The organism is Enterobacter sp. RHBSTW-00975 (assembly GCF_013615235.1).
Classification (GTDB): Bacteria; Pseudomonadota; Gammaproteobacteria; order Enterobacterales; family Enterobacteriaceae; genus Enterobacter; species Enterobacter ludwigii.
In genome coordinates this window covers 3,280,821-3,300,634 of record NZ_CP055883.1, presented here as the reverse complement: position 1 = coordinate 3,300,634, position 19,814 = coordinate 3,280,821, and the positions used below count along the sequence as shown (strand labels likewise).

Below are 19,814 nucleotides of genomic sequence, written 5' to 3'. Positions count from 1 at the left end.
TGCGACTCGAAACTTAATATAGTGCGACTTACAGAGGTATTGAATGAAACGTGCAGTGATTACTGGCCTGGGCATCGTTTCCAGCATCGGTAATAACCAGCAGGAAGTCCTGGCATCTCTGCGTGAAGGACGCTCCGGGATCACTTTCTCTGAAGAGTTTAAAGATTCAGGTATGCGTAGCCACGTATGGGGTAACGTCAAACTGGACACCACCGGTTTGATTGACCGTAAAGTGGTTCGTTTCATGAACGATGCCTCTATTTATGCTTATCTCTCCATGCAGGAAGCGATTGCGGATGCGGGTCTGAGCGCGGAAGTTTACCAGAACAACCCACGCGTAGGTCTGATCGCCGGTTCCGGTGGCTCATCTAAAGCGCAGGTCTTTGGTGCCGACGCAATGCGTAGCCCACGTGGTCTGAAAGCGGTAGGTCCTTATGTTGTGACTAAAGCCATGGGTTCAGCGGTTTCCGCTTGCCTGGCGACCCCGTTCAAAATCCACGGCGTTAACTACTCCATCAGCTCTGCCTGTGCGACCTCCGCACACTGCATCGGTAATGCGGTTGAGCAGATCCAGCTGGGTAAACAGGATATCGTGTTTGCTGGCGGCGGCGAAGAACTGGGCTGGGAAATGGCCTGTGAATTCGACGCAATGGGGGCACTGTCCACCAAATATAACGAAACTCCGGATAAAGCATCCCGTACCTATGATGCGCACCGTGACGGTTTCGTTATCGCAGGCGGCGGCGGTATGGTTGTGGTTGAAGAGCTGGAGCACGCGCTGGCGCGTGGTGCGCACATCTACGCTGAGATCGTGGGCTACGGTGCAACGTCTGACGGCGCTGACATGGTGGCTCCATCCGGTGAAGGCGCAGTGCGCTGCATGAAGATGGCGATGCACGGCGTTGACACACCAATCGACTACCTGAACTCCCACGGTACCTCTACTCCGGTAGGCGACGTGAAAGAGTTGGGTGCGATCCGTGAAGTGTTCGGCGACAACAGCCCGGCTATCTCCGCGACCAAAGCCATGACCGGTCACTCTCTGGGGGCTGCTGGCGTTCAGGAAGCGATCTACTCTCTGCTGATGCTGGAAAATGGCTTTATCGCCCCAAGCATCAACATTGACGAAATGGACGAGCAGGCCGCAGGTCTGAACATCGTGACCCAGCCAAAAGAAGCGACACTGACTACCGTCATGTCCAACAGCTTCGGTTTCGGCGGTACTAACGCCACGCTGGTGATGCGTAAGTACAACGCATAAGTTCTGACTGATTCAAAAGGGGAGCCTGACGGCTCCCTTTTTTTATGCATTGACAAGCGGCTGATCTCGCAGGCAAACTTCCTACCTCAACATTATCCTCACGATAATGCGTAAGCGTTCAACGTCAACCAACGCACCTAAATCCTGGTTATCAGGAAGAGGGGGCGTGGTTTTTCCCCGCCTTACTCTTCATTTCGGAGTAAAGCATGACTGCAGTCACTCAAACAGAAACAACCTCTTCAGCGAACGTCTCGCTGTTTCGCATCGCGTTTGCGGTGTTCCTGACCTATATGACCGTCGGCCTGCCGCTGCCGGTGATCCCGCTGTTTGTTCATCAGGAGCTGGGCTATGGCAACACCATGGTCGGCGTCGCCGTGGGTATTCAGTTCCTGGCTACGGTATTAACCCGCGGTTATGCCGGACGTCTGGCGGATCAGCACGGAGCAAAACGCTCGGCGTTACAGGGCATGTTTGCCTGTGGTCTGGCGGGAGGCGCATGGCTGCTGGCCGCTCTCCTGCCGGTTGACGCTGCGTATAAATTTGCGCTGCTGATCGTGGGGCGTTTAATCCTGGGCTTTGGTGAAAGCCAGCTCCTGACCGGTACGCTGACATGGGGTATGGGACTGGTGGGGCCTGCACGCTCAGGCAAAGTCATGTCCTGGAATGGCATGGCCATTTATGGCGCGCTTGCCGCAGGCGCCCCGCTCGGGTTGCTTATCCACAGCCACTTTGGCTTTGCGGCGCTGGCTGCGACCACCCTGATGCTGCCACTGCTGGCATGGGCATTCAACGGTCCGGTGCGCAAAGTCCCTGCCCATAAAGGGGAGCGCCCGTCTTTGTGGAGCGTGGTGGGTCAAATCTGGCAGCCGGGCCTTGGCCTGGCCCTGCAGGGCGTCGGTTTTGCGGTAATTGGTACGTTCGTCTCGCTCTACTTTGTGAGCCGCGGCTGGGCGATGGCAGGTTTTACGCTGACCGCCTTTGGTGGCGCATTTGTCTTAATGCGCGTGCTGTTCGGCTGGATGCCGGATCGTTTTGGCGGCGTGAAGGTTGCAGTGGCATCACTGGTGATTGAAACTCTGGGTTTGCTGTTACTGTGGAATGCACCCGTTGCGTCCGTAGCGTTGTTAGGCGCGGCGTTGACCGGCTGCGGATGTTCGCTTATTTTCCCGGCGCTGGGTGTGGAGGTGGTAAAACGTGTCGCCCCGCAGGTGCGTGGCACGGCGCTTGGCGGCTATGCGGCGTTTCAGGATATCTCATACGGGGTAACCGGGCCGCTGGCAGGCCTGTTAGCGACATCGTTCGGGTATCCGTCTGTTTTCCTGGCGGGCGCGGTTGCAGCGGTTGTGGGCATTGTGGTGACGCTGGTGGCGTTTCGTCAGTCTTAGCGGTTAAGTGCCGGGGCGGCAAGCCTTCCCCGGTGTGCTGTCGGCCCGGCAGGCGTAGCGCCACCGGGCGAAACCGTTATGCGACCAGCCAGAAAATCGCCAGTGCAATCATTAACGCAATAAACATCAACCCTGGACGGGCAGAGAGGGTTCTGAACGTTTCCACCACCGGCGCAAACAGCGGATTGTAGATTGGCTGAATGTTTCGTGCTTCCGGCACGCCCCCTTCGCGTTCGGCGCGGCGAACGAAAATCTGATTGAGCACATCCTGCACCTGCGCGGTGGTCAGTACCGTTTGCGGTGTGGCCTGCCAGGTCTGCTGGGCGTAATCACGAATGGTGTCAAATTCGTTCGGCTCCAGCGGCTGCTTAAGTGCCGCCTGAACCGTGTGCAGGGTTGGAGCGGTCTGGGTGCTGAGCGTCTGACGCGCCTGTAGCCAGGTCACCAGATGCGTAAACTGTTTCGCCGGGATCAGCTCGCCCGCTTTTACGCCGGAGAGTTCCAGCATTGATTGCCAGATAAGCTTCGTCGGTTCGCCGGTGGCGGCGGCCAGCTTGGTCACCATCTGCTTGAGCGTGTTGTGCTCGGCAGGCAGCAGCGGACGCTCGGTCGCAGGGCGTTGCTGAGGCTGTGGAATTGACAGCTGATTGGTTTGCAGCAGCGTCAGTACGGTTTTGAGCTGTTCCGGGGTCAGCTGGCTCAGGGCGGTCTGACCAAACTGCTGGCGAATAAAATCACTCACCGCCTGGCGGTTATTTCCCTGGCCCAACAGCTCGGTCAGCTGCGAGACAATCTGGCGTGTGCTGTGATTCTGCTGTGCAGTATCAATCCGCTGGTTCAGGTTTTGCTCGGCAGCAGGGAAATGGCGCGACTGCAAAGGTGCGTCGTTCCTGACACCTAAATCGTGCTTTACCCCAGCCCAGACTTCCGCGTTTTGCTGCGACGTCAGCGCGATCAGACGCGTGATCAGTCGCTCCAGCACGGTGCGCTGTTGTGTGGATAGCGGTTGTTCGCCTGCAACGTTTGGCGTAACAGGGCCTTCACCCGGAGGGCGCGGCGGCGTACCTGAAATGGGCTGCATCGTCAAAAAATCCTTAAAGTCAAAACTCAGCGTAAACCTGGCAGACGTATATGCCTGGCGGCCAGATTATGGCACACTTGATGGGTTTTCTTCCTCTCAAACAGGTACTCAGACGTGAAAATCCTCGTTGATGAAAATATGCCTTATGCCCGCGAGCTCTTTAGCCGCCTCGGCAACGTTAAGGCTGTCCCGGGTCGGCCGATCCCGGTAAACGAGCTGGATGATGCAGACGCGCTGATGGTGCGCTCGGTAACCAAAGTAAATGAGGCGTTGCTCTCCGGCAAAGCGGTGAAATTTGTCGGGACCGCAACGGCAGGGACGGATCATGTGGATGATAAATGGCTTAAGCAGGCGGGGATCGGTTTTTCAGCCGCGCCGGGCTGCAACGCCATTGCGGTCGTGGAATATGTCTTCTCCTCTCTGCTGATGCTGGCAGAGCGCGACGGTTTTGCGTTGCAGGACCGTACCGTCGGGATTGTTGGTGTGGGCAACGTGGGCGGGCGCCTGCATAAACGTCTTGAGGCGTTAGGCATTCGCACTCTGCTGTGCGATCCGCCGCGTAAAGACAACGGTGATGAAGGCGACTTCCGTTCGCTGGATGAACTGGTTGCACAGTGCGATGTGATCACTTTCCATACGCCGCTGTTTAAAGAGGGGCCTTATAAGTCGCTGCACCTTGCTGACGAAGCCCTGATCCGTCGTCTGAAGCCTGGCACTATTCTGATAAATGCCTGCCGGGGTCCGGTGGTCGATAACCTTGCGCTACTGAAATGTCTGGAAGAGGGGCAAGCGCTTAGCGTGGTGCTGGACGTCTGGGAGCCGGAGCCTGAGCTTAACGTTGCGCTGCTTAACAAGGTGGACGTCGCAACGGCGCATATAGCCGGTTATACCCTTGAAGGAAAAGCCCGCGGCACGACGCAGGTCTTTGAGGCCTATAGCGCCTTTATCGGCCATCCACAGCAGGTGGCGCTGGATACCTTACTGCCTGCGCCTGAATTTGGCCGCATTACCCTGCACGGGCCACTCGATCAGGCAACGCTGAAACGACTGGTCCATTTGGTGTATGATGTGCGCCGCGATGACGCGCTGCTGCGTAAAGTGGCGGGTATTCCGGGTGAGTTTGATAAGCTGCGCAAGAACTATGTTGAGCGCCGCGAGTGGTCTTCCCTGTATGTGATTTGCGACGACGCAACGGCTGCGACGCAGCTGCATAAACTGGGTTTTAACGCCGTTCATCACCCGGCACATTAATGTCTTCTTAATGCTCCCTGTTGGATACTCCGACAGGGACGCTTTTTTATTTCTGGAGTAAACCACCATGTCTGAAGGCTGGAACATTGCCATTTTAGGTGCCACGGGTGCCGTGGGTGAAGCCCTGCTCGAAACCCTTGCTGAGCGTCAGTTCCCGGTGGGTGATATCTATGCGCTGGCGCGTACAGATAGCGCGGGTGAACATCTGCGTTTTGGCGGTAAATCTGTCATGGTTCAGGATGCGGCCGGGTTCGACTGGACTCAGGCGCAGCTGGCGTTTTTTGCAGCCGGTGCTGAGGCTACGGCGTCTTACATTGAAGAGGCCACCAACTCGGGTTGTCTGGTGATTGATTTAAGCGGTCTGTTCGCGCTTGAGCCGGATGTGCCGCTGGTGGTGCCGGATGTGAACCCGTTTGTGCTGGCAGACTACCGTAACCGCAACGTTATCGCCGTACCGAACAGCCTGACCAGTCAGCTGCTTACCGCGCTGAAACCGCTGATCGACGAAGGCGGCCTGTCGCGTATCTTCGTCACCAGCCTGCTGTCTGCGTCTGCCAACGGCAAGCAAGCGGTTAACGCGCTGGCCGGGCAGAGCGCGAAATTGCTGAGCGGCGTTCCGATTGATGAAGACGACTATTTTGGTCGTCAGCTGGCGTTTAACATGCTGCCACTGCTGCCGGATCGCGAAGGCAGCGTGCGCGAAGAGCGCCGTATTGTCGATGAAGTCCGCAAAATCCTGCAGGATGATGGCCTGATGATCTCTGCCAGCTGCGTGCAGTCTCCTGTCTTCTACGGCCACGCACAGATGGTCGGTTTTGAAGCGCTGCGCCCGCTCGCCGCAGAAGAAGCGCGTGACGCGTTTGGTCGCGGTGAGGATATCGCCCTCTCCGAAGAGAGTGAGTTCCCGACGCAGGTTGGTGATGCGACCGGTAGTGCACATCTGTCTGTTGGCTGCGTGCGTAACGATTACGGAATGCCTGAGCAGATCCAGTTCTGGTCAGTTGCCGATAACGTTCGCTTTGGCGGCGCGCTGATGGCGGTGAAAATTGCGGAGAAACTCGTGCAGGAGTACCTGTACTGATGTCAGAAGTGGATCACAAGCCTGTTCATAAAATTGCCCTCGGTATTGAGTACGATGGCAGTAAGTATTATGGCTGGCAGCGTCAAAATGAGGTGCGCAGCGTCCAGGAAAAACTGGAAAAAGCGCTCTCTCAGGTGGCGAACGAACCGATAGTCGTTTTCTGTGCCGGGCGTACGGATGCCGGCGTTCACGGCACGGGGCAGGTGGTTCATTTTGAAACCACCGCTGTGCGAAAGGACGCCGCATGGACGCTGGGGGTGAATGCGAATTTACCTGGAGACATTGCGGTTCGTTGGGTTAAAGATGTTCCCGAAGATTTTCATGCGCGTTTCAGCGCCACCGCGCGCCGTTACCGCTATGTCATCTACAATCAGCGTCTACGTCCGGCGGTGTTAAGCCAGGGCGTGACGCATTTTTATGAACCGCTTGATGCTGAACGTATGCATCGTGCGGCGCAGTGTCTGATTGGTGAAAATGACTTTACCTCGTTCCGTGCGGTGCAGTGCCAGTCCCGTACGCCGTGGCGTAATGTCATGCACATTAACGTCAGCCGTTATGGCGCGTATGTGGTGGTGGATATCAAAGCCAATGCCTTTGTACATCATATGGTGCGGAATATTGTGGGCAGCCTGATGGAAGTGGGTGCCGGACACCAGCCGGAGAGCTGGATTGCAGAACTGCTGGCAGCGAAGGACAGAACGCTTGCGGCAGCCACGGCGAAAGCGGAAGGGCTGTATCTGGTCTCGGTAGACTATCCGGATCGGTTTGACCTGCCGAAACCGCCAATGGGCCCGCTGTTTTTAGCGGACTAATCAAAGGTGCAATTAAGGCTTAGACAAAATGGACGTAATACGTTTTTTGATTGATTTCATCCTGCATATTGATGTTCACCTGGCGGAGCTGGTCGCGCAGTACGGCGTCTGGGTTTACGCTATTCTGTTCCTCATTCTGTTCTGTGAAACCGGTCTGGTTGTCACCCCGTTCCTGCCGGGGGATTCACTGCTGTTCGTGGCCGGCGCGTTATCCGCGTTACCGACTAACGATTTGAATGTGCATCTGATGGTTGTGTTGATGGTTATCGCCGCGATTATTGGTGATGCGGTGAACTACACGATTGGACGGGTGTTTGGTGAGCGGCTTTTCAGCAATCCGGACTCGAAAATTTTCCGTCGCAGCTATCTCGACAAAACCCATGCGTTCTATGAGCGTCATGGCGGCAAAACCATTATCCTTGCCCGTTTTGTGCCTATTGTTCGTACATTTGCACCGTTTGTGGCGGGAATGGGGCATATGTCCTATCGTCACTTTGCGGCATATAACGTTGTTGGCGCGCTGCTGTGGGTGCTCCTGTTTACCTATGCCGGCTACCTGTTTGGCGATCTCCCGGTGGTCCAGGAAAACCTTAAGTTACTGATTGTAGCGATTATTGTGCTTTCGGTACTGCCTGGGGTTATTGAGATTATCCGTCACCGACGTGCGGCAGCAAAGCAAGCGAAGTAAATGCATACTGGCGGTTCGACCACTTTTTTATCCAAAGTTTCGGGCTGTTATGTTTTAATGTGCAACATTCATGGTCTGTTGGAGGCAAAAATGGCATTATTCGCCTCTTATAGCAAAACTGGCATACGACCAGGTTCAGGCAGAAAGGTTATCAATGAGCTGGATTGAACGAATTAAAAGCAACATAACCCCGACTCGTAAAGCGAGCATTCCTGAAGGGGTATGGACGAAGTGTGATAGCTGCGGCCAGGTTCTGTACCGCGCAGAGCTGGAACGCAATCTTGAGGTGTGTCCGAAGTGTGACCACCACATGCGTATGACGGCGCGTAATCGCCTGCATAGCCTGCTGGACGAAGGTTCTCTGGTAGAACTGGGTAGCGAGCTTGAGCCAAAAGACGTGCTGAAGTTCCGTGATTCCAAAAAATACAAAGACCGTCTGGCCTCTGCACAGAAAGAGACCGGCGAGAAAGACGCGCTGATCGTCATGAAAGGCACCCTGCACACGATGCCGGTGGTGGCTGCCGCGTTTGAGTTCTCCTTTATGGGTGGCTCAATGGGCTCTGTCGTGGGTGCGCGCTTCGTGCGTGCCGTTGAGCAGGCGCTGGAAGACAACTGCCCGCTGATCTGCTTCTCCGCCTCCGGTGGTGCACGTATGCAGGAAGCGCTGATGTCGCTGATGCAGATGGCGAAAACCTCTGCTGCGCTGGCGAAAATGCAGGAGCGCGGTTTGCCGTACATCTCCGTGCTGACCGACCCGACGATGGGTGGCGTTTCCGCAAGCTTTGCCATGCTGGGCGATCTGAACATCGCTGAGCCGAAAGCGCTGATCGGTTTTGCGGGTCCACGCGTCATCGAACAGACCGTACGTGAAAAACTGCCGCCGGGCTTCCAGCGCAGTGAGTTCCTCATCGAGAAAGGCGCTATCGACATGATCGTCCGCCGTCCGGAGATGCGCCTGAAACTGGCAAGCATCCTGGCGAAGCTGATGAATCTGCCAGCGCCGAACCCGGATGAGCCGCGCGAAGGCGTGGTGGTACCGGAGGATCAGGAACCCGAGGCCTGATAACTGAAAAGGGCAGGGCCGGATGGCGCTGCCCTTTTGCTTTCTCAACTGTTAATGACCGGGCATCATGGAAAATAAAAGCATTCCCCAAGCCACGTCGCCCCTGGCCGCGTGGCTTTCTTATCTGGAAAACCTGCACAGTAAAACCATCGATATGGGGCTTGAGCGCGTAAGCCAGGTTGCCGCGCGTCTCGACGTACTGAAACCAGCGCCGTTTGTGTTCACCGTTGCCGGAACGAACGGTAAAGGCACGACGTGCCGCACGCTGGAATCTGTCCTGATGGCAGCAGGCTATAAGGTTGGCGTTTACAGCTCTCCACACCTCGTGCGGTATACCGAGCGGGTGCGTGTGCAAAACCGCGAGCTGCCGGAATCAGCGCATACCGCCTCTTTCGCGGAAATTGAAGCCGCGCGCGGTGAAATTTCATTAACCTATTTTGAATACGGTACCCTGTCGGCACTGTGGTTGTTTAAGCAGGCGCAGCTGGACGTGGTGATTCTGGAAGTCGGCCTCGGCGGGCGTCTTGATGCCACCAACATGGTGGATGCGGATGTGGCCGTCGTGACCAGCATTGCGCTGGATCATACCGACTGGCTGGGGCCGGATCGCGAAAGCATTGGTCGCGAGAAAGCCGGGATTTTCCGGGCGAATAAACCTGCCGTGGTCGGCGAGCCGGATATGCCGCACACCATTGCAGAGGTGGCGAATGAGACGGGGGCGCGTCTGCTGCGCCGTGGCGTAGACTGGCAGTATGAGGTTCAGGCAGACGGCTGGCGCTTTAGCGATGCGCAGGGCGCACTGGACAACCTGCCATTGCCGCAGGTGCCGCAGCCTAACGCGGCAACCGCGCTGGCGGCACTGCGTGCAAGCGGTCTGGCGGTGAGCGAGCAGGCGATTCGCGAGGGCATTGAGCGGGCGATCCTGCCCGGGCGTTTCCAGATTGTCAGCGAGTCACCGCGCCTGATCCTCGATGTGGCGCATAACCCGCATGCCGCGGCGTATCTCGCGGGACGTCTCAAATCGTTACCAAAAACCGGGCGCGTGCTGGCGGTTATCGGTATGCTTCATGATAAAGATATTGGCGGTACGCTGGCCTGCATGGAGAGTGTGGTCGATAGCTGGTATTGTGCTCCTCTGGAGGGGCCACGCGGGGCGACCGCTGAGCAGTTGATGGAACATCTCGGCAAAGGCGCAATCTATAATAGCGTGGCTCAGGCCTGGCATGCCGCGATGTCGGATGCTAAACCAGAAGATACCGTGCTGGTGTGTGGTTCGTTCCACACGGTGGCACATGTCATGGAAGTGATGGACGCGGGGAGAACCGGTGGCGAGTAAGTTTCAGAACCGTTTAGCAGGAACAATAGTGCTGGTGGCGCTGGGAGTCATTATTCTCCCGGGCCTGCTCGACGGGCAGAAAAAGCACTATCAGGATGAGTTTGCAGCCATTCCACTGGTACCGAAACCGGGCGATCGCGACGAGCCGGATATGTTGCCTGCGGCGACACAGGCCCTTCCTGCTCAGCCGCCGGAAGGCGCAGCGGAAGAGGTTCGCGCGGGCGATGCGGCTGCGCCGTCTCTTGATCCGTCTCGTCTGGCGGCGAGCAACACCAACGATATCGATCCTGTACCGGTTCCGGTCGTGCAGCCTAAACCGGCTGAGAAACCGAAGCCGGTCGAAAAAACGCAGCCGAAACCGCAGCGGGATAAAACGAGCGAACAGCTTGCCGCAGCGACAGAGACACCGCCTCCGGCGAAACCGGCTCAGCAGGAAGCCGCACCGACGGGCAAAGCCTACGTTGTGCAGCTGGGTGCGCTGAAAAATGCCGATAAGGTCAATGAGGTGGTGGGTAAACTGCGCAGTGCGGGATATCGTGTTTACACTTCACCTTCCACGCCGGTACAGGGTAAAATTACCCGTATTCTCGTGGGGCCAGAAGCGTCCAAAGATAAGCTTAAAGGATCGCTGGGTGAGCTGAAGCAGATCTCCGGCCTGAGCGGTGTGGTGATGAGCTACAGCGCGAACTAACCCCTCCCTCACCCTTATCCTTTCTATGAGGAGAGGGTGGGGGGAAGAGTGACGGCAGACGTCCACAGAGACGTAAAAAGCCACGGCGTTGAACATTTTTTCAGCGCCTTTTTTATTTACGCGCGGGAAGGAAATCCCTACGCAAACGTTTTCTTTTTCTGTTAGAATTCGCCCCGAACTGGATGACAGGGCGTTAAATCGTGGGACACATATGGTCTGGATTGATTACGCCATCATTGCGGTGATTGGTTTTTCCTGTCTGGTTAGCCTGATCCGTGGCTTTGTTCGTGAAGCGTTATCGCTGGTAACCTGGGGTTGTGCTTTCTTTGTTGCCAGTCATTACTACACTTACCTGTCTGTCTGGTTCACGGGCTTTGAAGATGAACTGGTCCGAAATGGAATCGCTATCGCGGTGCTGTTTATCGCGACGCTGATTGTCGGCGCTATCGTAAATTACGTGATAGGTCAGCTGGTCGAGAAAACCGGTCTGTCAGGAACAGACAGGGTACTCGGGATCTGTTTCGGCGCACTACGAGGCGTGCTGATTGTGGCCGCGATCCTGTTCTTCCTGGATACCTTTACCGGGTTCTCCAAAAGTGAAGACTGGCAAAAATCGCAGCTCATTCCAGAGTTCAGTTTCATCATCAGATGGTTCTTTGACTATCTGCAAAGCTCGTCGAGTTTCTTGCCCAGAGCGTAATGCGCTCTGAGATGTGGCTTAACGAGGAAAAGACGAATGTGCGGTATTGTCGGTATCGCCGGTTTCATGCCGGTAAACCAGTCGATTTATGACGCGTTAACGGTGCTTCAGCACCGTGGGCAGGATGCTGCGGGTATCATCACCATTGATGCAAACAACTGCTTCCGTTTACGTAAGGCGAATGGTCTGGTAAATGATGTGTTTGAAGCCCACCATATGCAGCGTCTGCAAGGTAATATGGGGATCGGTCACGTTCGTTATCCTACTGCTGGCAGTTCCAGCGCCTCTGAGGCTCAGCCTTTCTACGTCAACTCACCGTATGGCATCACGCTTGCCCACAATGGCAACCTGACCAACGCGCACGAGCTGCGTAAGAAGTTGTTCGAAGAGAAACGTCGCCACATTAACACCACCTCTGATTCTGAAATTCTGCTCAATATCTTTGCCAGCGAGCTGGATAACTTCCGTCACTACCCGCTGGAAGCAGACAACATTTTTGCCGCCGTTGCCGCGACTAACCGCCAGATCCGTGGTGCGTATGCCTGCGTGGCGATGATTATCGGCCACGGGATGGTTGCCTTCCGCGATCCAAACGGCATCCGCCCGCTGGTGCTCGGTAAGCGCGATCTCGGTGATGGTCGTACCGAATACATGGTTGCCTCTGAAAGCGTGGCGCTGGATACCCTCGGCTTCGAGTTCCTGCGTGATGTTGCGCCTGGCGAAGCGGTCTATATCACTGAGAAGGGCCAGCTGTTCACCCGCCAGTGTGCTGACAACCCGGTGAGCAATCCGTGCCTGTTTGAATATGTTTACTTCGCCCGTCCGGACTCGTTTATCGACAAGATTTCCGTTTACAGCGCGCGCGTGAACATGGGGACAAAACTTGGCGAGAAGATTGCCCGCGAGTGGGACGATCTGGATATCGACGTCGTTATTCCTATTCCGGAAACGTCCTGCGATATCGCTCTGGAAATCGCCCGCATTCTGGACAAGCCATACCGTCAGGGGTTTGTGAAAAACCGTTACGTTGGTCGTACCTTTATCATGCCGGGTCAGCAGCTGCGCCGTAAGTCCGTGCGTCGTAAACTGAACGCAAACCGCGCTGAGTTCCGCGATAAAAACGTACTGCTGGTGGATGACTCCATCGTTCGTGGCACCACCTCAGAACAGATTATTGAGATGGCGCGCGAAGCGGGTGCGAAGAAAGTGTATCTGGCCTCGGCCGCACCGGAAATTCGTTTCCCGAACGTGTACGGCATCGATATGCCAACCGCCAATGAGCTGATCGCTCACGGTCGTGAAGTGGACGAAATTCGTCAGATCATCGGTGCCGACGGCCTGATTTTCCAGGATCTGAACGATCTTATCGACGCAGTACGCGCTGAGAACCCGGATATTCAGCAGTTCGAATGCTCCGTGTTTAATGGCGTCTACGTGACGAAAGACGTTGACCAGCAGTACCTCGACTACCTTGATTCGCTGCGCAACGACGATGCGAAAGCCGTCCAGCTGCAAAACGATCTCGAAAGTTTAGAGATGCACAACGAAGGTTGATGTCTGTGCAAGTGAGGGCATTTGCCCTCACTTGCAACTCCCCGTAAAATCCTGCACAGTCTGCCCTGAAATCAGTTAGGGCGAAAATCATGAAACGACTCATTGTTGGGCTCAGTGGTGCCAGTGGCGCGATTTACGGCGTACGTCTGTTACAGGTGCTGCGTGACGTGGCAGAAGTGGAAACGCATCTGGTCATGAGCCAGGCGGCACGTCAGACCCTCTCTCTTGAAACCGACCTCTCACTGCGTGATGTCCAGGCGCTGGCGGATGTGGTTCACGATGCCCGCGATATCGCCGCCAGCATCTCCTCTGGCTCGTTTAAAACGGCGGGCATGGTTATCCTGCCTTGTTCCATTAAAACGCTCTCCGGCATTGTAAACAGCTATACCGACACGCTGGTGACCCGCGCCGCGGACGTGGTGCTGAAGGAGCGCCGTCCTCTGGTTCTCTGCGTGCGGGAAACGCCGCTGCACCTGGGACATCTGCGTTTGATGACTCAGGCTGCTGAACTCGGCGCGGTGATCATGCCACCGGTACCGGCGTTCTATCACCGGCCCGTTTCACTGGATGATGTGATTAATCAGACGGTTAACCGCGTTCTCGATCAGTTTGATATCGACCTGCCCGAAGACCTCTTCACCCGCTGGCAGGGTGTCTGAATCTGTGCACTCACAGCGTGCATGAAAAGATAACGTGCCCTGTTTCAGGGCAATTATGCAACGGCGATCATATCCTCGACATTTAATTCGCTTTTTCCCTTTTTCTCTTTCCGGTTCGTTCGGCAGACCTGCTATCTTTCACCATTAAGGCAATATCGCAACGTTTTATTAACATATTTAACGTCGAACTTTTCACCAGACGGCAATGTGGCATAAGACCTGCAAGAGAAGCCTGCAACACAACACACAACACAATACATAATAAAATCACGGTACTTGAGGGTAAATGTATGAAGAAGACGGTTCTGGCTCTGTCTTTGCTGGTGGGGTTAAGTGCGGCAGCAGGTAGCTACGCAGCGCTTCCACAGACAGTTCGTATCGGTACAGACGCAACCTACGCGCCATTCTCTTCCAAGGATGCGAAAGGCGATTTCGTTGGGTTTGATATCGATCTGGGAAATGAAATGTGCAAACGCATTGCGGTGAAATGCACATGGGTGGGCAGCGACTTTGATGCGTTAATCCCGTCGCTGAAAGCCAAGAAAATCGACGCCATTATCTCTTCTCTCTCTATCACCGAAAAACGTCAGCAGGAGATTGCCTTCTCTGACAAGCTTTACGCTGCAGATTCACGTCTGATTGCCGCTAAAGGCTCCCCGATTCAACCCACCATCGACTCGCTGAAAGGCAAGCATGTCGGCGTGCTTCAGGGCTCAACGCAGGAAGGGTTTGCCAATGCGAACTGGCGTGAAAAGGGCGTCGACGTGGTGGCGTACCAGAACCAGGATCTGATCTACTCTGACCTGGCGGCAGGCCGTCTGGATGCGGCATTCCAGGATGAAGTCGCCGCGAGCGAAGGCTTCCTGAAACAGCCAGCGGGCAAAGAGTACGCTTTTGCTGGCCCGTCCGTGAAAGACAAAAAGTACTTTGGTGACGGTACGGGTATCGGCCTGCGTAAGGATGATACCGAGCTGAAAGCCGCCTTCGACAAAGCGTTTGCTGAGCTGCGTAAAGACGGTACCTACGACAAACTGGCGAAGAAATACTTCGACTTCAACGTCTACGGTGACTAATACCTGACGGCAATGCACTGCTGAGGTGCATTGTCGGGCGGGATGATCCAATATGGTGCAATTAATGCACTGTATTGGATCGCTGTGTGCATACTTACGCATTTATAATGCAAAAAATCCCGTCTCAAAGGCATTATTCTTTGCCTGACGGAGGGGATTGATGGCACATTAGCACCACCCCGTCGTCGTAAAAATCCCGTATGTAGACAGTTTGTTGAGGACAGATATGAAAAAACTAGTATTGTCACTTTCTCTGGTGCTGGCCTTTTCCAGCGCCACCGCGGCATTCGCAGCAATTCCGCAGAAAATTCGAATCGGTACCGATCCTACCTATGCACCGTTCGAATCGAAGAATTCTAAAGGTGAATTGGTTGGTTTTGACATCGATCTGGCCAACGAACTGTGCAAACGCATCAAAGCGCAGTGTACCTACGTTGAGAACCCACTGGACGCGCTGATCCCGTCGCTGAAAGCGAAAAAAATCGACGTGATTATGTCCTCGCTCTCCATCACTGAAAAACGCCAGCAGGAGATTGCTTTCACGGACAAACTCTACGCGGCAGATTCACGTCTGGTCGTCGCCAAATCTTCCGACATTCAGCCCACTCTCGAGTCGCTGAAAGGCAAACGCGTGGGCGTGCTGCAGGGGACTACTCAGGAAACCTACGGTAACGAACACTGGGCGCCGAAAGGGATTGAAATCGTCTCTTATCAGGGACAGGAAAATATCTACGCTGACCTGACGGCAGGCCGCATTGACGCAGCGTTCCAGGATGAAGTCGCGGCGAGCGAAGGCTTCCTGAAGCAGCCGGTCGGCAAAGACTATAAGTTTGGCGGTCCATCCATCAAGGATGTGAAGTTGTTTGGTGTAGGCACCGGTATGGGCCTGCGCAAGGAAGACAACGAACTGCGTGAAGCGCTGAACAAAGCGTTTGCCGAAATGCGCGCTGACGGCACGTACGAGAAAATTGCGAAAAAATACTTCGATTTCAATGTTTACGGCGGCTAATCGCCCCGTCAAATAACGTGCAGCCCCTCCCACTGTGGGAGGGGAAAAGACACGGTTCCACCACTCACGATACGACAGGGCTCGCGGTATGCTGTACGGATTTTCTGGCGTTATTTTACAGGGCGCGCTTGTCACCCTTGAGCTGGCTCTCAGCTCCGTGGTGCTGGCGGTGCTGATAGGTCTGGCGGGCGCGGGGGCGAAGCTTTCGGCTAACAAGCCGCTGGCGCTGATTTTTGAAGGCTATACGACGCTGATTCGCGGTGTTCCCGATCTGGTGCTGATGCTTCTGATCTTTTACGGTCTGCAGATTGCGCTTAACAGCGTGACGGACGCAATGGGTATGGGACAAATCGATATCGACCCGATGGTGGCCGGTATTATTACGCTCGGTTTTATCTACGGGGCCTACTTCACCGAAACCTTCCGCGGCGCGTATATGGCTGTGCCGAAAGGCCACATTGAAGCGGCAACCGCATTCGGTTTCACCTCCTCACAGACGTTTCGTCGAATCATGTTCCCGGCCATGATGCGCTATGCGCTTCCAGGTATCGGTAACAACTGGCAGGTTATTCTTAAGGCAACCGCGCTGGTCTCTCTGCTTGGCCTGGAAGATGTGGTGAAAGCGACCCAGCTTGCCGGCAAAAGCACCTGGGAGCCGTTCTACTTTGCGGTGGTATGTGGCGTAATCTATCTGGTCTTTACGACCGCCTCCAATGGTGTGCTGCTTCTGCTCGAACGTCGCTACTCCGTGGGTGTGAAGAGGGCTGATCTGTGATTGAGATTATTCAGGAATACTGGAAATCGCTGCTGTGGACAGATGGCTATCGCTTCACCGGCGTCGCCATTACGCTCTGGCTTCTGATCTCCTCTGTGGTGATGGGCGGCATTCTGGCGGTATTTCTCGCCATTGGTCGTGTGTCGAACAATAAATTTATCCAGTTCCCAATCTGGCTGTTTACCTATGTGTTTCGCGGTACGCCGCTGTACGTGCAGCTGCTGGTGTTCTATTCGGGGATGTACACGCTTGAGATCGTAAAAGGCACTGAAGTGCTCAATGCGTTCTTCCGCAGCGGTCTGAACTGTACGGTGCTGGCATTGACGCTCAATACCTGCGCCTATACCACCGAGATTTTCGCAGGGGCGATTCGCTCTGTCCCGTACGGTGAAATTGAAGCGGCGCGTGCGTACGGCTTCTCCTCCGTGAAGCTTTACCGTTGCATCATTCTGCCGTCGGCGCTGCGTATTGCGTTACCGGCGTACAGTAACGAAGTGATTCTGATGCTGCACTCCACGGCGCTGGCCTTTACCGCCACGGTGCCGGACTTACTGAAGATTGCCCGGGATATTAACTCGGCAACCTATCAGCCGTTTACCGCATTCGGTATTGCGGCAGTGCTTTATTTGATAATTTCATACGTCCTGATTAGCCTGTTCCGTAAGGCAGAAAAACGCTGGTTGCAGCATATAAAACCTTCTTCGACGCACTGAGAATGATGATGGCTGAGAACAAATTAAACGTTATTGATCTGCACAAACGCTACGGCGAACATGAAGTGCTGAAAGGGGTGTCGCTGCAGGCAAACGCGGGCGATGTCATCAGTATTATCGGCTCATCCGGCTCCGGTAAAAGTACTTTCCTGCGCTGCATTAACTTCCTCGAAAAACCGAGCGAAGGCTCAATTGTGGTGAGCGGGCAGAACATCAATCTGGTGCGTGACAAAGACGGCCAGCTGAAGGTGGCGGATAAAAATCAGCTACGTCTGTTGCGTACGCGCCTGACGATGGTTTTCCAGCACTTTAATCTCTGGAGCCATATGACGGTACTGGAGAACGTAATGGAAGCGCCAATCCAGGTGCTGGGTCTCAGCAAACAGGACGCCCGCGACCGTGCGGTGAAATACCTGGCGAAAGTGGGTATTGATGAGCGCCAGCAGATGAAGTACCCGGTACATCTGTCCGGCGGGCAGCAGCAGCGTGTATCCATTGCCCGCGCGCTGGCGATGGAGCCGGAAGTCTTGCTGTTCGACGAACCGACCTCCGCGCTGGACCCGGAACTCGTTGGCGAAGTGCTGCGCATCATGCAGAAGCTCGCCGAAGAGGGCAAAACGATGGTGGTGGTGACGCACGAGATGGGCTTTGCCCGGAACGTCTCTAACCACGTCATCTTCCTGCATCAGGGTAAAATCGAAGAGCAGGGGCATCCCGATGAGGTGTTAGCGAACCCGCAAAGCCCACGTTTGCAGCAGTTCCTGAAGGGGTCTTTGAAGTAGGTTTTGCCTTTCCCCTCTCCCGGTGGGAGAGGGCCGGAGTGTGGGCATCAGACCGCACCACACTCCAGTCGATACACCCAGTCGTCATACCGCACACCGTTAATCTCATACGCTTTTTCCAGCACCTGCGTGCGCACAAAACCCGCTTTCTCCAGTACCCGGACTGACCCGCCGTTGTCTGCCAGCACATATGCGTTAATCGCCTTTACGCCCGTCTGGTTAAATGCGTAGTCACACACCGCGCGCAGTGCCTCACTGGCGATGCCCTGGCCCTGCGCGGCAGGCACGACCGTATAGCCGATATCCGCCTCTTCACGATTTTCAGCGCTAATTTGCAGGCCGATATCGCCCAGTGGGGTCTCTTCATCGCGTAAGCGGATAACGAACACATGCGCTGCCGTCAGACGTGCAGCAAACAGGCGTCGGGTCTCTTTTTCCGGGGCGATAGCGGCCATATACTGCATGATGGCGCGATCCTCGCGCAGGGCACGGAAAAAAGGCCAGTCAGTGGGTTCGAAGGGCGTGAGGTGGAGCCGGGGAGTGGTAATGGTTGCCATAGATATGCCATTTCGTCGGAACATGGCATATCACTGTAACATTATCTCACCACATCCCCCAGCGCCTCTTCTAAGTCATACCAGCGGAACGCAAACCCGGCCGCTTCCAGCCGTTTTGGCAGGGCCCGTTGCCCGCCTAACACCAGCACGGACGCTTCACCCATCATCAGGCGGATCACCGTAGCAGGCACGCGCAAAATCGCCGGGCGATGCAGGGCATGTCCGAGAGCATGGGCAAACTGTTCGTTTCGCACCGGGTAGGGCGCAACCATATTAAACGGCCCGCGCAGATCGTTATCCAGCAGCCAGAGAATACCGTTGACCATATCGTCGATATGGATCCACGCCAGATACTGACGACCATTGCCGATTGGCCCGCCAAGACCGAGCCTGAAAGGGGGGAGCATCTTCGCCAGAATGCCGCCTTTCGGGGCAAGAACCACACCGGTGCGTAGCAGGCAGACGCGGGTATGATCGCTTTGCGCAGCACAGGCGATACGCTCCCACTGGGCGCAAAGTTTATGGGTGAACTCGTTGTGGGGCGGCTCTTCTTCCGTTACCACCACCTCGCCGAGATCGCCGTAATACCCTACGGCGGAACCCGAAATGAGAACCGACGGCGGGGTATGACTGTTGCGGATAAGCTCAACCAGCTTCTCGGTAAGGGTCCACCGGCTGCTGCACAGGAGCTGTTTTTGTTCTTCCGTCCAGCGCTTATCTGCGATCGGTTCGCCTGCCAGGTTGATGACGGCGTCAAACCCGTCCAGATTCTGCTGCTCGGCCAGATTTCTCCAGATGTCGATACCTGCGCCCAGCACCTGGCGCGCTTTCTCTGGACTGCGCGTCACCACGGTAATGTCGTGATGCAACGCCTGCAGACGCGCAATGAGATGGCGACCAATCAGGCCGGTACCGCCGGTCAGCAAAATTTTCATACAACCTCCAGGGTTACGCCTGGCGTTGCCAGCTTAACGTCATCGAGACGGAATCGGCGTAACGCAGGGCGTGAAGTTTATCGATCTCTACTTCAGCATAAGTGACCCAGTGATGATCGCGTGCGATGTCGAGCACATCCTGAGTTAATTTTTCCAGTAAAGAGAAGCGGTTGTTTTCCACGTACTGGATGATTTTTTTGGTTATCGTGCGGTAGTTCAGCGCATCATTAATATCTTCGCTGGCCCGCGCTTTCTCAGCCGGGTAGTGGATAACCACATTAATCACGATATCCTGACGGTTGGCAATCTCTTCCTCTTTGATACCGATGAAGGTGCGTAGGCGTAAATTTTTTATACGAATAATAGCGTCATGCTGTGACATTGCAGGTCTTCTCCGTGTCAGAATTT

General features: G+C 55.3%; 21 protein-coding genes. 17 read left to right on the top strand and 4 right to left on the bottom strand.

What is annotated here, in order from left to right:
- Window positions 1-43 precede the first annotated feature (43 nt).
- Window positions 44-1,261 carry a beta-ketoacyl-ACP synthase I gene (gene fabB, locus HV340_RS15825; protein ID WP_014171039.1) on the top strand — a complete coding sequence of 406 codons (1,218 nt, stop codon included), beginning with the start codon at window positions 44-46 and terminating at the stop codon, window positions 1,259-1,261.
- Window positions 1,262-1,467: 206 nt separating this feature from the next.
- Window positions 1,468-2,646, top strand: coding sequence for an MFS transporter (locus tag HV340_RS15820; RefSeq protein WP_059306631.1), 1,179 nt, complete (start codon window positions 1,468-1,470; stop codon window positions 2,644-2,646).
- Between the two features lie 76 nt (window positions 2,647-2,722).
- Here HV340_RS15820 and flk read toward each other — a convergent pair whose 3' ends face one another.
- On the bottom strand, window positions 2,723-3,727 hold the full coding sequence (gene flk, locus HV340_RS15815) for a flagella biosynthesis regulator Flk (RefSeq protein ID WP_059306630.1): 1,005 nt from the start codon (window positions 3,725-3,727) through the stop codon (window positions 2,723-2,725).
- 114 nt (window positions 3,728-3,841) lie between these two features.
- Here flk and pdxB point away from each other — a divergent pair, with 114 nt between their 5' ends.
- The 15 genes from pdxB (at window position 3,842) to hisP (ending at window position 17,914) form a co-directional block, all read left to right on the top strand.
- Complete coding sequence (gene pdxB, locus HV340_RS15810) at window positions 3,842-4,978, top strand: 4-phosphoerythronate dehydrogenase PdxB (protein WP_020883119.1); 1,137 nt, start codon at window positions 3,842-3,844, stop codon at window positions 4,976-4,978.
- A gap of 67 nt (window positions 4,979-5,045) precedes the next feature.
- Complete coding sequence (locus tag HV340_RS15805) at window positions 5,046-6,059, top strand: aspartate-semialdehyde dehydrogenase (protein ID WP_014171035.1); 1,014 nt, start codon at window positions 5,046-5,048, stop codon at window positions 6,057-6,059.
- Window positions 6,059-6,871 (top strand): tRNA pseudouridine(38-40) synthase TruA, encoded by an 813-nt coding sequence (gene truA, locus HV340_RS15800; RefSeq protein ID WP_059306629.1) that lies wholly within the window; start codon window positions 6,059-6,061, stop codon window positions 6,869-6,871. Before HV340_RS15805 ends, truA begins: the two co-directional genes overlap by 1 nt.
- Window positions 6,872-6,899: 28 nt before the next feature.
- A complete protein-coding gene (locus HV340_RS15795) occupies window positions 6,900-7,559 on the top strand; it encodes a DedA family protein (protein WP_020883122.1) in 660 nt (219 codons plus the stop codon).
- 154 nt (window positions 7,560-7,713) lie between these two features.
- Window positions 7,714-8,622, top strand: coding sequence for an acetyl-CoA carboxylase, carboxyltransferase subunit beta (accD, locus tag HV340_RS15790; RefSeq protein WP_059306628.1), 909 nt, complete (start codon window positions 7,714-7,716; stop codon window positions 8,620-8,622).
- Between the two features lie 67 nt (window positions 8,623-8,689).
- Window positions 8,690-9,958: a bifunctional tetrahydrofolate synthase/dihydrofolate synthase gene (folC, locus tag HV340_RS15785; RefSeq protein ID WP_020883124.1), complete on the top strand. Its 1,269-nt coding sequence runs from the start codon at window positions 8,690-8,692 to the stop codon at window positions 9,956-9,958.
- Window positions 9,948-10,649, top strand: coding sequence for a cell division protein DedD (gene dedD / locus HV340_RS15780; protein WP_014171030.1), 702 nt, complete (start codon window positions 9,948-9,950; stop codon window positions 10,647-10,649). The genes folC and dedD overlap by 11 nt, the downstream gene beginning before the upstream one ends.
- A 211-nt stretch (window positions 10,650-10,860) precedes the next feature.
- Window positions 10,861-11,349: a colicin V production protein gene (gene cvpA, locus HV340_RS15775; RefSeq protein ID WP_000262116.1), complete on the top strand. Its 489-nt coding sequence runs from the start codon at window positions 10,861-10,863 to the stop codon at window positions 11,347-11,349.
- A gap of 36 nt (window positions 11,350-11,385) precedes the next feature.
- Window positions 11,386-12,903, top strand: coding sequence for an amidophosphoribosyltransferase (gene purF / locus HV340_RS15770; protein ID WP_181216090.1), 1,518 nt, complete (start codon window positions 11,386-11,388; stop codon window positions 12,901-12,903).
- Window positions 12,904-12,992: 89 nt separating this feature from the next.
- Window positions 12,993-13,562, top strand: a complete 570-nt coding sequence (locus HV340_RS15765) for a UbiX family flavin prenyltransferase (protein ID WP_059306627.1) — start codon at window positions 12,993-12,995, stop codon at window positions 13,560-13,562.
- A gap of 290 nt (window positions 13,563-13,852) precedes the next feature.
- Entirely contained in the window at window positions 13,853-14,635 is a 783-nt protein-coding gene (argT, locus tag HV340_RS15760) for a lysine/arginine/ornithine ABC transporter substrate-binding protein ArgT (RefSeq protein ID WP_014171026.1), read from the top strand.
- A 226-nt stretch (window positions 14,636-14,861) separates the two neighbouring features.
- Window positions 14,862-15,644 carry a histidine ABC transporter substrate-binding protein HisJ gene (hisJ, locus tag HV340_RS15755; protein ID WP_020883126.1) on the top strand — a complete coding sequence of 261 codons (783 nt, stop codon included), beginning with the start codon at window positions 14,862-14,864 and terminating at the stop codon, window positions 15,642-15,644.
- 88 nt (window positions 15,645-15,732) lie between these two features.
- Window positions 15,733-16,419, top strand: coding sequence for a histidine ABC transporter permease HisQ (locus HV340_RS15750; RefSeq protein WP_020883127.1), 687 nt, complete (start codon window positions 15,733-15,735; stop codon window positions 16,417-16,419).
- Complete coding sequence (locus HV340_RS15745) at window positions 16,416-17,132, top strand: ABC transporter permease (protein ID WP_059306626.1); 717 nt, start codon at window positions 16,416-16,418, stop codon at window positions 17,130-17,132. Before HV340_RS15750 ends, HV340_RS15745 begins: the two co-directional genes overlap by 4 nt.
- Before the next feature lie 8 nt (window positions 17,133-17,140).
- The gene (gene hisP, locus HV340_RS15740; protein ID WP_020883129.1) at window positions 17,141-17,914 is read left to right on the top strand and encodes a histidine ABC transporter ATP-binding protein HisP; all 774 of its coding nucleotides are present in this window, start codon (window positions 17,141-17,143) and stop codon (window positions 17,912-17,914) included.
- Between the two features lie 47 nt (window positions 17,915-17,961).
- Here hisP and HV340_RS15735 read toward each other — a convergent pair whose 3' ends face one another.
- The 3 genes from HV340_RS15735 to folX are packed head-to-tail and all read right to left on the bottom strand — an operon-like array spanning window position 17,962 to window position 19,788.
- Window positions 17,962-18,471, bottom strand: coding sequence for a GNAT family N-acetyltransferase (locus tag HV340_RS15735; RefSeq protein ID WP_032678617.1), 510 nt, complete (start codon window positions 18,469-18,471; stop codon window positions 17,962-17,964).
- Between the two features lie 41 nt (window positions 18,472-18,512).
- Complete coding sequence (locus HV340_RS15730; protein WP_014171021.1) at window positions 18,513-19,406, bottom strand: TIGR01777 family oxidoreductase; 894 nt, start codon at window positions 19,404-19,406, stop codon at window positions 18,513-18,515.
- 13 nt (window positions 19,407-19,419) lie between these two features.
- Complete coding sequence (gene folX, locus HV340_RS15725; RefSeq protein ID WP_020883131.1) at window positions 19,420-19,788, bottom strand: dihydroneopterin triphosphate 2'-epimerase; 369 nt, start codon at window positions 19,786-19,788, stop codon at window positions 19,420-19,422.
- Between the last annotated feature and the right edge of the window lie 26 nt (window positions 19,789-19,814).

What these genes read in the sequence shown, in the direction of transcription:
- cvpA (WP_000262116.1), top strand. Translation starts at nt 10,861, where the DNA reads ATGGTCTGGATTGATTACGCCATCATTGCGGTGATTGGTTTTTCCTGT.
- HV340_RS15765 (WP_059306627.1), top strand. Translation starts at nt 12,993, where the DNA reads ATGAAACGACTCATTGTTGGGCTCAGTGGTGCCAGTGGCGCGATTTAC.
- hisP (WP_020883129.1), top strand. Translation starts at nt 17,141, where the DNA reads ATGGCTGAGAACAAATTAAACGTTATTGATCTGCACAAACGCTACGGC.
- truA (WP_059306629.1), top strand. Translation starts at nt 6,059, where the DNA reads ATGTCAGAAGTGGATCACAAGCCTGTTCATAAAATTGCCCTCGGTATT.
- HV340_RS15820 (WP_059306631.1), top strand. Translation starts at nt 1,468, where the DNA reads ATGACTGCAGTCACTCAAACAGAAACAACCTCTTCAGCGAACGTCTCG.
- HV340_RS15750 (WP_020883127.1), top strand. Translation starts at nt 15,733, where the DNA reads ATGCTGTACGGATTTTCTGGCGTTATTTTACAGGGCGCGCTTGTCACC.
- HV340_RS15795 (WP_020883122.1), top strand. Translation starts at nt 6,900, where the DNA reads ATGGACGTAATACGTTTTTTGATTGATTTCATCCTGCATATTGATGTT.
- argT (WP_014171026.1), top strand. Translation starts at nt 13,853, where the DNA reads ATGAAGAAGACGGTTCTGGCTCTGTCTTTGCTGGTGGGGTTAAGTGCG.
- hisJ (WP_020883126.1), top strand. Translation starts at nt 14,862, where the DNA reads ATGAAAAAACTAGTATTGTCACTTTCTCTGGTGCTGGCCTTTTCCAGC.
- HV340_RS15805 (WP_014171035.1), top strand. Translation starts at nt 5,046, where the DNA reads ATGTCTGAAGGCTGGAACATTGCCATTTTAGGTGCCACGGGTGCCGTG.
- folX (WP_020883131.1), bottom strand. Translation starts at nt 19,788, where the DNA reads ATGTCACAGCATGACGCTATTATTCGTATAAAAAATTTACGCCTACGC.
- HV340_RS15735 (WP_032678617.1), bottom strand. Translation starts at nt 18,471, where the DNA reads ATGGCAACCATTACCACTCCCCGGCTCCACCTCACGCCCTTCGAACCC.
- accD (WP_059306628.1), top strand. Translation starts at nt 7,714, where the DNA reads ATGAGCTGGATTGAACGAATTAAAAGCAACATAACCCCGACTCGTAAA.
- folC (WP_020883124.1), top strand. Translation starts at nt 8,690, where the DNA reads ATGGAAAATAAAAGCATTCCCCAAGCCACGTCGCCCCTGGCCGCGTGG.
- purF (WP_181216090.1), top strand. Translation starts at nt 11,386, where the DNA reads ATGTGCGGTATTGTCGGTATCGCCGGTTTCATGCCGGTAAACCAGTCG.
- fabB (WP_014171039.1), top strand. Translation starts at nt 44, where the DNA reads ATGAAACGTGCAGTGATTACTGGCCTGGGCATCGTTTCCAGCATCGGT.
- flk (WP_059306630.1), bottom strand. Translation starts at nt 3,727, where the DNA reads ATGCAGCCCATTTCAGGTACGCCGCCGCGCCCTCCGGGTGAAGGCCCT.
- HV340_RS15730 (WP_014171021.1), bottom strand. Translation starts at nt 19,406, where the DNA reads ATGAAAATTTTGCTGACCGGCGGTACCGGCCTGATTGGTCGCCATCTC.